The organism is Acinetobacter sp. UBA5984, from assembly GCF_002429925.1.
Classification (GTDB): domain Bacteria; phylum Pseudomonadota; class Gammaproteobacteria; order Pseudomonadales; family Moraxellaceae; genus Acinetobacter; species Acinetobacter variabilis.
Map to the genome: position 1 here is coordinate 63,222 of NZ_DJBE01000078.1, position 16,337 is coordinate 79,558.

Genomic DNA, 16,337 nt, shown 5'->3' on the forward strand with positions numbered 1-16,337 from the left:
TTAAAGCTAAGTAAGAAAATATTAATCGCACATTTTTTAATTACAAAATTTGTCAGCTTGATAAAATAGCTAAATATTATTTTTAATACTTTCTCATTCTATTCTTAAATATATTTCGCTGTATTTTTATACTCGGTTTTTGATTCATTTTAAAACCCTAAAACCCATACAAAACAAGATAAAAAATAGCATTTTCAATACATTCCACAATATCTACACATTTTTAATAAAACAAAACATTTCATTTTTAGTTTTTAAATTCAATTAGTTATTAAATGAAAATTACATAATATTACCTTACTCACAATGTAGTAACTTTCCTTTGATTGACGATTATTGGAATTGGTCTAGACTTAAAGTTGTAACAAAAAGTGTATTAATTTTAGCCATATTTTCAGAGGGGAGTATCCGCATGAAAAAACTAGCAATCGCTTCAGCATTACTTTCAGCCGTAGCTCTTACAGGTACAGCAGCTCATGCTTATCAAGTAGAAGTGGGTGCATCTGCAGGCCTAACAGACCCGGATAATGGTAGCTCAAGCGGCTCTTTTGGTGTTGATGGCACATACTACTTTAATCCAGTTGAAACACGTAATGCACCATTAGCCGAAGCAGCCTTCCTTGATCGTGCAAGTAATGTGAAAGCTCAATATCAATATGATGATTACGACTCTTCAGAACGTCACCGTTATGGTGTAGGTGCTGAATACTTCGTACCAAACTCAGATTTTTATTTGAGTGGTAGCGTAGGTCGTGATGATTCTAAATACGACAATGCACCTGATTTTGACGAAACCGTTTATAGTGCTGAAGTCGGTTATTTACCTGCACCAGGTCTGTTAATTGCAGCAGGTGTGAAAGGTTATGACAATGACTATGATGACGGTGTAGATCCAACTTTACGTGCTAAATATGTGACTACCTTAAGCAATGGTAAAGACATTAACCTTGAAGCTGGCGCTGCCTTTGGCGACCTAGATGAGTACAACTTAAAAGCTGACTACTTCATCGACAAAACTTTAAGTGTTGGTGCTGATTATCAAAGCAAAGACAATGGCCCTTATGACTCAAATGAATTTGGTGTAAGTGCACGTAAATTCTTTAATGAACAAGTAAGCTTGGAAGGTCGTGTAGGTTTTGGTGAAATTGGTAACCAAGACTACAACAAATTTGGTCTAGCTGCGAAATACCGCTTCTAATCCAAACTAAGAAATTTCATTATAAAAAACCCATCTTCGGATGGGTTTTTTATTGCACTTTAAACAAGCATTTAGGTAGTTTTTGCACATTGACGGGGCGATTATTATCTGTACAATTTGTTACAACTGTTCATCAAACAGTCATATTTTTATAACAAAGAGAGGACTCTAAATGCTTAAGAAACTTACTCTTGCTACAGCACTTATTGCTAGCCTAGGAACTGCTCACGCTTATCAAGCTGAAGTAGGCGGTACGATTGCTCTGGTTGATCCAGACAATGGGGATACTTCTACTGGTTTCGCAATTGATGGAACTTACTACTTCAATCCAGTTCAAGTTAAGAACTCGCCTCTTAATGAAGCAGCATTTTTAAATCGTGCAAGCAATATTAATGCAGCGGTTTCTTATATTGATTATGATTTATTTGATGTGACTACATTTAATGTAGGTGTTGAATATTTTGTTCCAAATTCAGATTTTTATGTAAGTGGTAATATTGGTCAATCATCTACTGATACACCAATTGGTGATGATGACACAACTATATACTCAGCAGAATTAGGTTATTTACCGGTTCCTGGTCTATTACTGGCTGTTGGCCTAGCTGGTTATAACAATGACGCAGGCGATGATGTAGATCCAACCTTACGTGCCAAATATGTTACTCAAGTCGGTCAATATGACATGAACTTTGAAGGTGGTGCAAGCTTCGGTGATCTTGATGCTTATAGCCTCGGCGCAGATTTATATTTAGACAAAACCTTCAGCGTTGGTCTGGGTTACTCTGATTCCGATATTGATAATAGTGATGTCTTCACTATTCGCGCGAAGAAATTCTTCAATCAGCAAGTTAGCCTAGAAGGTTCAATTGATTTTGCTGACGAAGGCAATATCTTTGGTGTACGTGGCGCATACCGCTTCTAATCTGCAAGATTAAAAGTTAAAAAAACCGCTCAATTGGGCGGTTTTTTTATTTGAATAATTTATTGCTCCAGATGAGCAATTCGCATTTGCAGGCTGACATTGCCATTAAAGACATTTTTATCCAGTTCATAGACCAGACGTACATGCTGCTTCATTGGATCAAATTTGTATTTATCGATAGCATTAAAGGCAATCGCATCCATAACCTGTCCACTCTCTAAAGCAACACGTAATTTCAGATGTACATCCTTGAGCCAGCGGTAATCCAGAATCTTAAAGATGCCTTCAAAAATTGGTTGAGGAAACTTTTGCCCCCATGGACTTAAGTTTTGCAGTAAATCGACTGTTTCAATTTGGAAAGCTGATGCCGGTAGTTCCCCATCAGTCCACAGCGTAGCAGTAAATAGGCTTTCATCCATCTCTGCAATCAGCTGTTCAAAGACCTGTTTAAATTCAGCAAAATGCTGCTTTTTAATGGTTAATCCCGCTGCGGCCGCATGTCCACCGAAATGGCTGACCAGATGCGGATACTGCTCTGCTATCCGTTCAATGCTATCCCGGATATGAATCCCTTCAATGGAACGTGCTGAACCTTTGATATGAATACCATCTTCATCAGCAGCAAAGACTATACTTGGACGATGGAACTGTTCTTTTAAACGCCCTGCTACAATCCCGATCACACCCTGATGCCAGTGCTGTTCAAACATGATCAGTGCGGCAGGCAAAGTATTCTCATCGAGCTGGATTTTTTCCAGTTCAGTCAAAGCTTCCTGCTTGATTTTGCCTTCTACCTGACGACGTTCGACATTCAGTTTATTCAGCTGTTCTGCGAGTGGATAAGCGGTTGCCAGATCCGAAGCGAGCAAACACTCAATCCCGATATCCATGGTTTCCATACGACCCGCTGCATTAATACGTGGACCAAGTACAAAACCCAGATCCTGCGCTTTGAGCGTGGCAGCATCACGACCAGCAATTTCCAGCAAAGCACTGATACCAGGTCGGCAAAGATGCTGCTGAATCCGTTTTAAGCCAGCATCCACCAGAATACGGTTGTTATAGTCCAGACTTGCAACATCTGCATAAGTGCCTAAAGCCACTAGATCCAGATAATTGGTAATAACCGTTGAAGATTTACCGAGCTTTTTACGATGAGTCGATAGATTCGCCAAGACATAAAAAGCTACCCCCACTCCCGCCAAGGCCTTACTTGGAAAATCACAACCTAACTGATTGGGATTGACTACAGCTTCTGCTGCAGGTGTAGGCTTGGTGGTTAAGTGGTGATCGGTAATAATCACCTGCATACCATGATCCTGCGCCTGCTTCACACCTTCATGACTGGAAATCCCGTTATCCACCGTAATTAAAAGATCCGGCGTAAAATTGGCAAAAGCCAGATCTGCAATCGCAGGTGTCAGGCCATAACCATACTTAAACCTATCAGGAACCAGATACTCAACATGGGCACCCATATCACGCAGGGCTAAAACCATCAGTGTTGTACTGGTCGCCCCATCAGCATCATAGTCACCGACAATTACGATTTTCTGGCCAGTATCTATAGCCTGATCAATTAGCTGAATTGCTTCCGGCAAGCCTTTCATGGTCGGAGCCAACAGATGCTTGAGTTTAAGCTCCAGCTCCTGTTCAGATTCCACACCACGGCGTGCCAGAATGTCAGCTACAAATGAAGGCACGCCCTGAAAAGATTCAGGGCGTGTCAGTAAAGGTCTTTGCTTGATTTCAAGTTTAGGCATTGTTATGGCATCAATCGTTGTAGTTTCCACGCCCCATCGATTTTTTCATAACTCAGGCGGTCATGTAAACGGTTTGGACGGCCCTGCCAGAATTCATAATAATCTGGCTGCAAACGATAGCCGCCCCAAAATCCCGGTTTATCCAGCTCTTCCTGATTGGCGACCTGCTGATGCAGATCCCAGAAACGTTGCTGTAGTTCTTCACGACTCGCAACCATACCGCTTTGCGGGGTACTGATATGAGCAGCGATCTGACTTTCACGTGGACGTTTATGATAATAGTCAGTTGATTCTTCTTCCGAAATTTTAACTACCTTTCCGCTAATCCGGATCTGACGTTCCTGTTCCTGCCAGTAAAACAGTAATTCTGCATACGGGTTTTCGGCCAGATCCAGACCTTTCTGACTATCATAATTGGTATAGAAATCATAACCCGCTTCAGTGGCACCACGCAGCAACACTGTGCGCACATGCGGACGACCCTGTGCATTTGCGGTTGCCAATGACATGGCATAGGGTTCATGCAGCTGTGCAGCAAGTGCATGGTTAAACCACTGCAAAAACTGCATATGCGGGTTGGGATTGACCTGATCTTCGTGTAGCTCGCCTTTTTGATAGTTCAGACGCAGTTCGCTTAGATCCTTAATCAGATCGCTCATTTACTCTTCCCCCATTTAAGCGGCGTTGGCACGTACCGCATCAGCCAATGAATTTGCCAGTGTGGTCACCTCTGCAAGATCCTCACCCTCAACCATGACACGGATCACCGGTTCAGTCCCTGATTTACGGATCAGTAAACGGCCACGGCCTTTGAGCTGCTCTTCAGCTTTGTTAAATTCTGCGGTCAAAGCAGGCACTGAGTACGGGTCAAACATGGTATTCAGACGTACATTCACCAAGACATTTGGCAATAATTTAAAATCAGCCACTAACTCGTGCAGTGCTTTCTTCTGCTCGACCATCACGGTTAAGACTTGCAGCGCAGCAATAATCGCATCGCCTGTGGTGCTCTTGTCTAAAGTCAGGATATGGCCTGATGGCTCACCACCAATCGACCAGCCTTTTTCTTCCAGACCTTGCAGTACATAACGGTCACCGACTTTAGCACGTAGCAGCTCTACTCCGGCTTTTTCCAGCGCCAGTTCCAGCGCCATATTGCTCATCAAGGTACCGACGATACCCGCCGGCTTGTTTTTTGCCTGAGTCGCGAGGATATACAAAATATGATCGCCGGTAATTTGCTCACCGTTTTTATCGACCATGATCACACGGTCTGCATCACCATCGAAGGCTATGCCTAAATCAGCCCCATGCTCAACCACTGCTTTTTGCAGATTTTCTGGATGAGTCGAACCACAGTTCTCATTGATATTCAGACCAGTCGGTTCGTCATAGATGGAAATGACTTTTGCACCCAACTCACGGAAAACCGCAGGGCCAACGCTGTAAGCTGCACCATTGGCACAGTCAACAACAATGGTTAAATCATTCAGGTCTAAATGGTATGGGAAGGTTGATTTACAGAATTCGATATAACGGCCATTGGCATCTTTCACGCGGAAACTTTTACCCAAGTTCGCGTTATCTTCTATCACCAGTTCTTTTTCCAGCTCCTGGTTGATCTCATCCTGCAAAGCATCAGGCAGTTTTTTGCCTTCACTCGAGAAAAACTTAATCCCGTTATCAAAATATGGGTTATGTGACGCAGAAATGACAATGCCGAGGCTGGCATGCAAAGCACGGGTCAAATGGGCAATGGCCGGCGTTGGCAAAGGTCCAAGCAGATGCACATAAACACCTGCCGCATTGAGTCCTGCCTGTAGCGCAGATTCCAGAATATAACCCGATAAACGGGTATCTTTACCCAGTACCACCAATGGTTTGTTTTTTTTGCTATTTCGTTTTAATACTTTTCCTGCCGCAAAACCTAATTTCAGGGCAAATTCAGGTGTAATCGGTAACTCACCAAATTTTCCACGAATACCATCGGTACCAAAATAACTCATGCTTTGTCTCACTTCTTAGCGGGTGATTTACATCATCCTTTTTCATTGTGCAACACTGTACACCAAAACAAAAAAGCCGTCATGAGGATGACGGCTTTTTTAGAGTAAACAATCAGCGAAAGTTAGCCCATACGGTAGTTTGGCGCTTCTTTAGTGATGGTTACATCATGCACGTGAGACTCAGACATACCGGCAGATGTGATTTTCACAAACTTGGCATTTTGACGCAGATCATCAATGGTTGTAGAACCGGTATAGCCCATAGAAGAACGCAGACCGCCCATCATCTGATGCACGATATTGCCCATTGGGCCTTTGTACGGTACGCGACCTTCAATACCTTCAGGAACCAGTTTTTCAGCACCGGCTTTAGAGTCCTGGAAGTAACGGTCAGCAGAACCAGTCGCACCAGCCATCGCACCCAAAGAACCCATACCACGGTAAGCCTTGTAGTAACGGCCCTGGAAGAATTCAACTTCGCCCGGTGCTTCTTCAGTACCCGCCATTAATGAACCTACCATGATGGTACTTGCACCAGCGCCAATCGCTTTGGCCATATCGCCAGAGAAACGGATACCACCATCAGCAATCAATGGAATCTGTTCTTTCAATGCACGTGCAACAGAATCAATTGCAGAGATTTGTGGCATACCAATACCAGCCACGATACGAGTCGTACAGATTGAGCCAGGACCGATCCCTACTTTCACTGCGTCCGCACCCGCATCAAGTAATGCAAGCGCAGCATCACCAGTGGCGATGTTACCGCCGATCACTTGAACTTGTGGGTAGTTCTGTTTCACCCAGCGTACACGCTCGATCACACCCGCAGAGTGACCATGTGCAGTGTCCACAACAATCACATCTACACCAGCATCAACCAGTGCTTCTACACGGCTTGGTGTTTCAGCGCCAGTACCGACTGCTGCACCTACACGTAGACGACCTAAATCATCTTTACAGCTATTTGGATAAAGTTCCGCTTTACGGAAATCAGTCACCGTGATCAAGCCTTTTAATTCGTTGTTTTCGCCAACAACGATCACTTTTTCAATACGGTTTTTTTGCAATAAGGCCTGAATGTTTTCTTTCGATTCGCCTTCACGCACAGTCACCAGACGGTCTTGACCTGTCATGATATTACTGACCGGCTGTTCCAGATTGGTTTCAAAGCGTGTATCACGGCCTGTCACGATACCCACCACTTTACCGTCTTTAACTACGGGCACACCGCTGATGTTATTCGCTTGAGTCACAGCGATCAGTTCACGTACTGTAGTTTCTGGGGTAACTGTGATCGGATCTTTCACCATACCGGCTTCAAATTTTTTCACACGGCGTACTTCTGCGGCCTGGGCAGCAATATCCATGTTCTTGTGCAAAATACCGATACCACCATTTTGTGCCATCGCAATTGCCATACGTGACTCAGTCACAGTATCCATAGCTGCTGAAACAAGTGGGATATTCAGGTTAATGCCGCGAGTCAGGCGTGTCTTTAGAGAGACATCTTTTGGGAGAACAGTAGAGTAGGCAGGGAGTAATAGGACATCATCGAAGGTTAACGCGTCTTGAACGATGGTCAACATAACAGTCTCACTGGTAATTTCCGTGCGCTATTATAAACAAATTTAGCTCTAAATTTCATTGCAATTGCAAAATTTATTTTGTCTAAATCTGGACTTAGATTTAATCCGAATATCTAAACCTGTAAATTTGACTATTCAATCAACAATTTAAATATGCCAGAGCGGTCATCATATTTATTCGGTTTACAAAATCCCCTACTAATTTTTTCTCCCATAAAAAGCAGAGTCCATACCCTGCTTTTTAAATCTTGAGTTTGGATTTAGCTCACCCGTTCGAAATTATCATCATTTTCGGCTTCATCCGGCTCAATCTGGATGAATGGAATCATATTGTGTGCCATCCGTGCCTTATTGCACTGGGCATCAGCAATCTGAACTTCTTTACAGGATGAGCTACGTAGTTCGTACATGCCACAACTCACCTGTTCGCCAATGCTACCTTCGAGCGCAATACAACGCGGATTTTTTTGATTGGTTCCCGCCATGCATGAATAGACGGAAGTGACAGGTTCAGTATAGTGCTCAGGCATGGGAATCCCCTCTGCCCAATAAAATGAAACCCTGAAATAGGCGCAACATGCGCCACAACTTAAACATGCATCTTGTGTAGGAACTTGAGACAACATTTCTTATAAATTCTCGTCATCAAAAACAATTTTTTGCAGGCGGAAAATATAAAAAATGTTGTTTTTCTACTCAAGAAAAAATTTAAAATTTTCTTGAACTATTCAGGACAAGTAAAAACAGTTTCATCCATTAAATCAGTGCCACATTCCAGTGTTTCAATCCAGTCCAGAAACTGGTTAATCTGTTCTTTACCCACAAATGGTGTTCCATGCTGCGGCACAATCATGTCGACATCCATGGTACGTACCATCTGCACCCATAAACGAATCACCTTGTTATTGCACATGTAGCGTTGGTGAAATCCCTTCATTTTCGGAATGTGCGCCGCAAAATTTTCCAGTGGCTTTGAAGCATCCTCGACCATTGACGCGCCCATATCACCAGAAAACAGGATCTTGGCAATCGGGTCATAAAACTGGAAATTACCGACTGAATGTAAAAAGTGTGCTGGAATGGCAATAATGCTGGATTGACCGAGTGGAATGATCTGACCATGATCCGGCAATTCAACCAGACGATCCAGCCAGTTACCTTTCATACGGTCACTCATAAAGGCTGAATTCAGATGCGGTAAGAAACGCGCCCAGAGCTTGGAAGCTACGACTTTGGCTTCGGTATAGACCAGCCAGCGCGGCATGGACGTAATAATGTCCGGATCCTGATGCGATGCCATCACATAATCCAGATTGCTTAACCGGGTATAGCGGTTCAGTTCCATGGTCAACGGTACATAGGTCAAATCACCACCCGGATCAAGTACTGCAGCACGCTCATTATCAATAATCAGGAATTGGTTTGCCTGTACACCTTCACCTTTTACCAAGCTGGTAAAACTGATGCATTTATGCGTTCCATCATCATAAAGTACTTGTGATGTAGTACGTTCAAAAGCCATGCCCATTCCCCAAAATTTTTATGTAAAAAATGTATATTCTATAGGTGAATAACATATATTTATTTAGAGAAACTTACAATAAAAATCAGATCAATATTATCTATAATATCAGTTAATTAAGTCACATTTTTAGGCAAAAAATCCCGAGCAATTAGCTCAGGATTTACGATATCTTTAACACTCAAAATAAATAGTGTTGTGCCAATGCTGCCAGACCAATTATTAAGAAAACCAAAGCGCCAATTTTATGAATGAGCGAAATTGGTAATTTTTCTGCCAATTTATTACCAATAAATACCGCTGGTGCATTTACCAACATAATACCGATCGTAGTACCCAAAGTGACCCAACCAATACTGTCAAAGCGCGCGGCTAAAGCGACTGTTGCAATTTGAGTTTTATCGCCGATTTCTGCCAAGAAAAACAACACAAATGTGGCACCGAATACCCCATATTTTTGCCATTTATTGATACTTTCTGATTCATCATCCAATTCATCGGGAATTAACATCCACACCGCCATCGCAATAAAACCAAGCGATACAATCCACAGCAAGACTGTTGGGCTAAGCACTGTGGTGATCCATTGACCTAAGACTGCGGAAACGCCATGGTTGACGACTGTCGCCAAAAAGATTGCGAAGAGAATTGGAACAGGTTTACGAAAACGTGCGGCAAGTAATAGAGCAAGCAGTTGCGTTTTATCGCCCATTTCAGATAAGGCAACAACAGCTAATGAGATCAGAAAAGCAGAAAGCATGATGTGTTTCTCTGGCCAGCAATTTACATACCTATGACTCACCCCTCCTGCCAGCCATATCTGCAGAGTGGTAAATCAAAGGTCTTGCCAACAAAAGAAAGCTTCGAGAAGCTCATTTGGTTCTTTGCTATGATGACCATGCCCTGTTGAGCAAATATGTTGACCATCACCCTTCTGCTTTGCGCAAAAGGCGGCTACTCCCCAATGAAGTGCGCTCATTATAGCCAACCGTGTTTATATTTACAAATTGTCATATTAAAAAACCCTGCCGAAGCAGGGTCTTTATTTTTAAACATTCATGAATCAGATCAAGAGCGTACGAATATCCTTTAATAACTTGGTCAGCTTATTGGTAAAGCGTGCAGCATCTGCGCCATTAATTACCCGATGATCATAAGATAACGACAATGGCAGCATCAGACGTGGATCAAAGCCCTCACCATTCCATACCGGTTGCATAGTTGCTGGAGAAATACCCAGGATCGCCACTTGTGGCCAGTTCACCAACGGCGTAAATGCTGTACCACCAATTGAACCCAAGCTGGTAATGGTAAAATTCGCCCCTTGCAGATCTTTAGGTGACAATTTCTTGTCACGCGCTTTCTGGCTTAACTCACCCAGCTCAATAGCAATCTGCTTAATCGACTTCTGGTCCGGGTTACGTAATACAGGAACAGTCAAGCCATCTGGCGTCGCAACCGCAATGCCCATATGGATCTCATTACGTAGCAAAACTGATTTACCATCATCAGACAGGTGACCGGCAAACTCGCGCTCTTCTTTAAGCAGATAAGCCACAGCCTTGATAATGAAAGCCATAATGGTCAGGCCAATACCTTCTTTCTTGAAGTTGCCTTTCAGCTCATTACGCCAAGCTTCCAGCTCAGTGATNNGGAATCGAAACCTGTTGCAGACGCGTCAAAGCTTTCTCTTCTACCCCACCAAAAGCACTGAAATCAGGCAGTTTTGGCAAGCCTGCAGGAGCTGCAGCTGCCGCAGGTGCAGCTGTTGTTTGCGGTGCAGTCAGACGATCTTTCACATACGCAAACAGGTCTTCTTTCATTAGACGCTCATGCGGGCCAGAAGCTTTCACTTCTGCCAATACCACACCCAGTTCACGAGCCAGTTTACGCACAGCAGGACCGGCATAAACTTTGGCATTGGCAGCATTCTGCTCTTTGCTAAGCTTGTCTGCACTATGCATTTCAGGCGTCACAGCAGCAGTGTCAGCTTTTGGCGCTGCGGCTGGTGCAGGCGTAGCTTTAGCTGCAGGTGCTTCTGATTTTTCCGCTGGAGCAGCAGGTGCTGCTTGTCCTTCAGCTTCAATCGTAATCAGTGCCACGCCTTCAGAAACATTCTGGCCCAGCTCAACATGAATCGCCTTAATCACTCCGGCAGTCGTGCTTGGCACTTCTACTGTCGCTTTATCTGACTCGACCACAATGATGCTCTGATCTTTTTCAACCGTATCACCGACCTGTACCAGAATTTCTGCTACAGCTGCCTTGTCTACACCCAAGTCAGGTACTTTTACTTCAATATCGCCTGCAGGGGATGCCGCCTGTTGTGGTGCTGTTTCAGTTTTGACTTCAGGTGTTGCTTGAGCTTTTGGCTTTTCTTCCGCTTGAGGCGCTGCTTGCTCAGCAGCTGGTGCCGAATCTGTAGTTTTCACTGTCAGAATCAGCACTCCTTCTTTGACTGAATCGCCCTCCTGAATATGAATCGCCTCTACAGTACCAGCAACTGTACTTGGTACTTCAACTGTCGCTTTATCAGATTCAACCACGACCAGGCTTTGATCAACTTCAACTTCATCGCCAACCTGAACCAGAATTTCACCCACCAGGGCCTTTTCTACACCAATATCCGGCAATTTCACTTCTACAGTAGATGTAGAAGTCGATTGAGAGGACTGTTCATTTTGACTAGAGGCTTTGGGCTGATGTGTCGCCACTTCCTGCAGGATTTCCTCATCAGGCAATTCAGTTGGGGTATTTTCCGAAGTTTTGTCAGCAGCATCAGCTTCCTGACTTTCTACCGTACCGGCATCATCTTCAGCCTGCAGTTCGATCAGGACAATACCTTCAGATACTTCATCACCCTGATTGATCAGGATGCTTTTAACTACACCTGCTGAAGTGCTTGGCACTTCAACAGAGGCTTTATCTGATTCCAGCAGCACAATACTTTCATCTACAGCGATGGTGTCACCCACCTTCACCAGGATTTCTGCCACAGTTGCCTTATCTACACCAATATCTGGAGTCGTAATTTGCATGATTAGTTCTCCTCTTTGTAGTCAGCAACTGGATGCAATTCAGGAGTCGCCTGAGGTGCCCAAGCCACCGGACGATCAGTATCTAACTCAAAGCTAGAGATCGCGTCTTTCACTAAACGTGCATCGACTTCACCTTCATCTGCCAGTTTTTTCAGGGTTGCCACGACAATATGCGCAGCATCGACACCAAAGTAGCTACGCAGATTGCCACGTGTATCTGAACGGCCATAACCATCGGTACCCAAGGCTACGAACGGACGACTGTCTGGAAGATAGGCACGAATCTGTTCACTATAGGCGCGCATGTGATCGGTGGCCGATACCACAATACCGTCCTTGTCACGTAACTGCTGAGATACCCATGGCTCTTTCGCTTCTTCAGCCAATGGATGCAGGCGGTTATATTCTTCACATGCCATACCATCGCGAGCCAGTTCGTTAAAGCTGGTCACGCTCCAGACATTGGCATGAATCTGATATTCCTCACGCAGGATTTTTGCGGCCTTGATGACTTCACGCAGAATAACGCCTGAACCCATCAACTGAACCGTCGCCTTTTCGTCTTCTTCCAGCAGATACATACCACGCTTGATGCCTTCTTCTGCACCTTGTGGCATTGGTGGATGTTCATAGTTTTCGTTCATCAGAGTCAGGTAATAGAACACACGCTCCTGATTCACATACATACGTTGCAGACCATCATGCACGATTACGCCAAGCTCATAGCCAAAGCACGGGTCATAAGAGACACAGTTTGGAATGGTGTTGGCCAGAATATGCGAATGACCATCCTGATGCTGCAAGCCCTCACCATTTAAGGTAGTACGGCCAGCGGTTGCACCTAGCAAGAAACCTTGCGCCTGTGCATCACCTGCTGCCCAAGCAATATCGCCGATACGCTGGAAGCCGAACATTGAGTAGTACATGTACATCGGGATCATTGGCAAGTTATTGGTTGAATAACTGGTCGCCAAGGCTGCCCATGCACTCATTGCACCGGCTTCGTTAATCCCTTCCTGTAACATATGACCGTCTTTGGCTTCACGGTAATGCATCAACTGTTCCTGATCTTCAGGGGTATATTGTTGACCATGCGCTGCATAGATCCCCAATTGACGGAACATCCCTTCCAGACCAAAGGTACGTGCTTCATCCGGAACAATCGGGACCACACGGTCCTTGATTGCTTTCTCTTTTAATAAGGCAGAGATTAAGCGGACCATGACCATGGTGGTGGACTGTTCTTTACCGTTTGAACCTTTAAGCACAGCATCAAAAACAGAGAGCTCAGGAATCGGTAAAGATTCGCTTTCTTTGCGACGTGCTGGCAGATAACCACCCAGTGCCTCACGGCGTGCCTTCATATATTTAATTTCAGGCGAGTTTTCGCTTGGGCGGTAGAATGGAATTTCTTCCAGTTGTTCATCAGTAAAAGGCAAGTTGAAACGATTACGTACGTATTTCAATGATTCTAGCTGCATTTTCTTGATTTGGTGCGTCTTGTTCACCGCTTCAATTTCATCAGACAGACCATAACCTTTTACGGTTTTCGCCAGAATCACCGTTGGCTGACCTTTGGCCTTGGTCGCTTCTGCATAGGCAGCAAAGACTTTGTATGGATCATGACCACCACGGTTCAGATTATCGATATCTTCATCGCTCAGGTCTTTGACCAAAGCTTCTGCTTCTGGATATTTACCAAAGAAATGTGCGCGTGCGTAGGCACCACCTTTCACCTGATAGCGCTGGTAATCACCATCCACTGCTTCTTCCATAATCGCTTTGAGTGCACCAGATTTGTCTTTATCCAGTAGCGGATCCCAGTGACGACCCCAGACAACTTTAATCACGCGCCAGCCAGCACCACGGAATAATGACTCAAGTTCCTGAATGATCTTGCCATTACCACGTACCGGACCATCCAGACGCTGCAAGTTACAGTTCACCACCCAGATCAGGTTGTCCAGCTTCTCACGACCCGCCAGTGAGATCGCACCCAAGCTTTCCGGCTCATCCATTTCGCCATCGCCCAGGTACGCCCAGACTTTACGGTCTTCTTCCTTAATCAGGCCACGGTTCATCAGGTACTTTTGAATATGAGCCTGATAGATCGACATGATTGGACCGAGACCCATCGATACCGTCGGGAACTGCCAATAGTCTGCCATCAAGTAAGGATGAGGATAAGAAGGCAGGCCTTTACCGCCGACTTCACGACGGAAATTATTGAGATGCTCTTCAGTTAAGCGGCCTTCTAAAAATGAGCGGGCATAAATCCCCGGTGCACAGTGACCTTGATAGTAAATCAGGTCGCCACCGAAGCTGTCGTTATTGGCACGGAAGAAATGGTTAAAACCCACATCATATAAAGTGGCAGATGAAGCAAAGCTGGCCAAATGACCACCCAGGTCATCACCGGATTTATTTGCGCGAAGCACCATTGCCAAAGCATTCCAGCGTATCAGCGCGCGAATACGGCGCTCCATATCCTGGTCGCCCGGCATCGCAGGTTGTTCTTCTACAGAAATAGTGTTTAAGTAGGGAGTATTTAAACGCTGAATAGGAACATGTTTGGCAATTGCGCGTTGATAAAGTTTTTCAAGTAAAAAGGCGGCGCGCTCGGTTCCCATGTGCTGCAAAACGGAGTCAAAAGCGTCTTGCCATTCTTGGGTTTCTTGAGCGTCGGTATCTCCATAAAACGCCATAATCTACAGTTCCTGAAAGCCAAATTGATCACTTATATGTATCATATTTACGGCTTATGCAGGTATGGCTCTGGCTGAATGCGGTTCTGGAGTACTATTTATTATCTAAATATCCATTGACACTTTATTACACAAAGTAACAAAAAGAAGTCAATGATGGCGATTTTTTATACGACAGTTATAATTCTCGGTGATAATATAATATCTAAAAGCAATTAGACCGAACTCCTTCTCTACTCCCTGGAAGAAATGTTCAGCCTAATTGCCTTAAAAGCGGTTTGATTGATATTTTATGAGTATCAAGTATCAGACGCATTAAAGTATTTCAGTTATTTTGAGCAAAGCTACGTTTAAGGTAACATTGCTAAATAAGTTGAAGGATTTTTACGTTGACCGTCTTTTACTACTTCATAGTGTAGATGAGGACCTGTACAACGACCTGTACAACCTACATTCGCAATATGATCACCGGCTTGCACCTGATCTCCCACACGTGCAATCAAGCGTGAAGCATGGGCATAACGAGTAAGGTATCCATTACCATGGTTAATTTCGACATACTGACCATAACCTGTACCCCAACCCGATTTGGTTACGATACCAAGACCAGTTGCGTAGATCGGTGTACCGCTTGCAGCAGCCAGATCCAGGCCTGAGTGATTTTCAGCACGGCCACCCATGGTACGACCACCGAAACTTGAGCTGACACGTTTCATGTCTGGTAATGGATGAGCCACTAGCCATGAATAAGGGTTATTTGAAGATGCAACTTTGCTGGATGAAGAATTGCCATATTTTTGGGCAATGGTCTGATTATTCAGTTCAACCGGTTTTTCAAATAGCTGAACATTTAATTTGGTTTGTGCGGGAATATCAATATCTTCAGGATGGGTATAAGAACCCTGCGATAAAGTACGTGTTAACTGCTCAAGACGGTCAGGTGTAGCATCTTGTTGATTCAGATCCACTAAATCTGCAAAAGCTACTGAAGCAGCTGAAACCGAAATAGAAAATGCCAATAGGATACGTCGCATAGGCATATGCATAAAAAACCTCTCTAAACTGCTAATCGAGTTTCTTGAAGATCTCTTCCTTGATATCCACTTTAAGAAGCGCATAAGATTAAGACATAAACATGTAGGAATTATGTATGTCGGAACCTGTCAACGTTTTTCAAAAAACAAGAAAACAGATAAAAACAGGAAACTTTTCGTTTCTCTCATCACAAGTTTCTGCATGGCAGAAGCTTACGAAACTCGTACAACCGCTATTGCCTCAACCCGAACAATGGCAAGTTGCCTGCTATCAAAATGGTGTGTTAACGATTACCGGTGAAAACCAAGCCATGATTTCTCAATTGGCCTATCTTCAAAAGCAATACATCTCACAACTCTCTCAAATAAACGAATTAAAAGATCTCACTAAAATCCAAGTTTGCTTAAGGAATCCATCCCCTGTTCAACCGGTTCCAGAAAAATCTGAAAGAGCCTTGAGTCCAGAAACACAGGAATTACTCCGCGGTGCTGCTGACTTTATAAGCGACCCTAAGCTTAGCCAAGCTTTACTACGTTTGGCAAGCAATAAAAAGTAA

General features: G+C 44.1%; 12 protein-coding genes, 1 pseudogene and 1 riboswitch. Of the genes and pseudogenes, 3 read left to right on the top strand and 10 right to left on the bottom strand.

Annotation, left to right across the window (positions count from 1 at the left end):
* The first annotated feature begins 412 nt into the window (after window positions 1-412).
* On the top strand, window positions 413-1,198 hold the full coding sequence (locus B3J29_RS13245) for a putative porin (protein ID WP_004781512.1): 786 nt from the start codon (window positions 413-415) through the stop codon (window positions 1,196-1,198).
* A gap of 172 nt (window positions 1,199-1,370) precedes the next feature.
* Entirely contained in the window at window positions 1,371-2,123 is a 753-nt protein-coding gene (locus tag B3J29_RS13250) for a putative porin (RefSeq protein ID WP_004781510.1), read from the top strand.
* Between the two features lie 59 nt (window positions 2,124-2,182).
* Here B3J29_RS13250 and recJ read toward each other — a convergent pair whose 3' ends face one another.
* The 10 genes and pseudogenes from recJ to B3J29_RS13300 all read right to left on the bottom strand — a co-directional run bounded on the left by recJ (window position 2,183) and on the right by B3J29_RS13300 (window position 15,786).
* Window positions 2,183-3,886, bottom strand: a complete 1,704-nt coding sequence (recJ, locus tag B3J29_RS13255; protein WP_005232665.1) for a single-stranded-DNA-specific exonuclease RecJ — start codon at window positions 3,884-3,886, stop codon at window positions 2,183-2,185.
* A 2-nt stretch (window positions 3,887-3,888) separates the two neighbouring features.
* Window positions 3,889-4,545: a pyridoxamine 5'-phosphate oxidase gene (pdxH, locus tag B3J29_RS13260; RefSeq protein ID WP_004781507.1), complete on the bottom strand. Its 657-nt coding sequence runs from the start codon at window positions 4,543-4,545 to the stop codon at window positions 3,889-3,891.
* A 15-nt stretch (window positions 4,546-4,560) separates the two neighbouring features.
* The gene (gene glmM, locus B3J29_RS13265; RefSeq protein WP_004781506.1) at window positions 4,561-5,892 is read right to left on the bottom strand and encodes a phosphoglucosamine mutase; all 1,332 of its coding nucleotides are present in this window, start codon (window positions 5,890-5,892) and stop codon (window positions 4,561-4,563) included.
* Window positions 5,893-6,014: 122 nt separating this feature from the next.
* Window positions 6,015-7,481: an IMP dehydrogenase gene (guaB, locus tag B3J29_RS13270; protein WP_004781504.1), complete on the bottom strand. Its 1,467-nt coding sequence runs from the start codon at window positions 7,479-7,481 to the stop codon at window positions 6,015-6,017.
* Window positions 7,482-7,741: 260 nt separating this feature from the next.
* Window positions 7,742-8,107, bottom strand: a complete 366-nt coding sequence (locus B3J29_RS13275; protein ID WP_082188697.1) for a YkgJ family cysteine cluster protein — start codon at window positions 8,105-8,107, stop codon at window positions 7,742-7,744.
* Between the two features lie 98 nt (window positions 8,108-8,205).
* The gene (locus B3J29_RS13280; RefSeq protein ID WP_005232678.1) at window positions 8,206-9,003 is read right to left on the bottom strand and encodes an MBL fold metallo-hydrolase; all 798 of its coding nucleotides are present in this window, start codon (window positions 9,001-9,003) and stop codon (window positions 8,206-8,208) included.
* Between the two features lie 181 nt (window positions 9,004-9,184).
* Entirely contained in the window at window positions 9,185-9,763 is a 579-nt protein-coding gene (locus B3J29_RS13285; protein WP_004781499.1) for a TMEM165/GDT1 family protein, read from the bottom strand.
* A gap of 73 nt (window positions 9,764-9,836) precedes the next feature.
* Window positions 9,837-9,978, bottom strand: a riboswitch (yybP-ykoY riboswitch).
* 88 nt (window positions 9,979-10,066) lie between these two features.
* Window positions 10,067-12,041 (bottom strand): annotated as a pseudogene (locus B3J29_RS13290) (2-oxo acid dehydrogenase subunit E2).
* Between the two features lie 2 nt (window positions 12,042-12,043).
* Window positions 12,044-14,746 (bottom strand): pyruvate dehydrogenase (acetyl-transferring), homodimeric type, encoded by a 2,703-nt coding sequence (gene aceE / locus B3J29_RS13295; protein ID WP_005232683.1) that lies wholly within the window; start codon window positions 14,744-14,746, stop codon window positions 12,044-12,046.
* Between the two features lie 350 nt (window positions 14,747-15,096).
* Entirely contained in the window at window positions 15,097-15,786 is a 690-nt protein-coding gene (locus B3J29_RS13300) for a M23 family metallopeptidase (RefSeq protein ID WP_175966573.1), read from the bottom strand.
* A 110-nt stretch (window positions 15,787-15,896) separates the two neighbouring features.
* On the opposite strand from B3J29_RS13300, the gene B3J29_RS13305 reads away from it, so the two are divergent.
* On the top strand, window positions 15,897-16,337 hold the full coding sequence (locus tag B3J29_RS13305; protein WP_004781492.1) for a DciA family protein: 441 nt from the start codon (window positions 15,897-15,899) through the stop codon (window positions 16,335-16,337).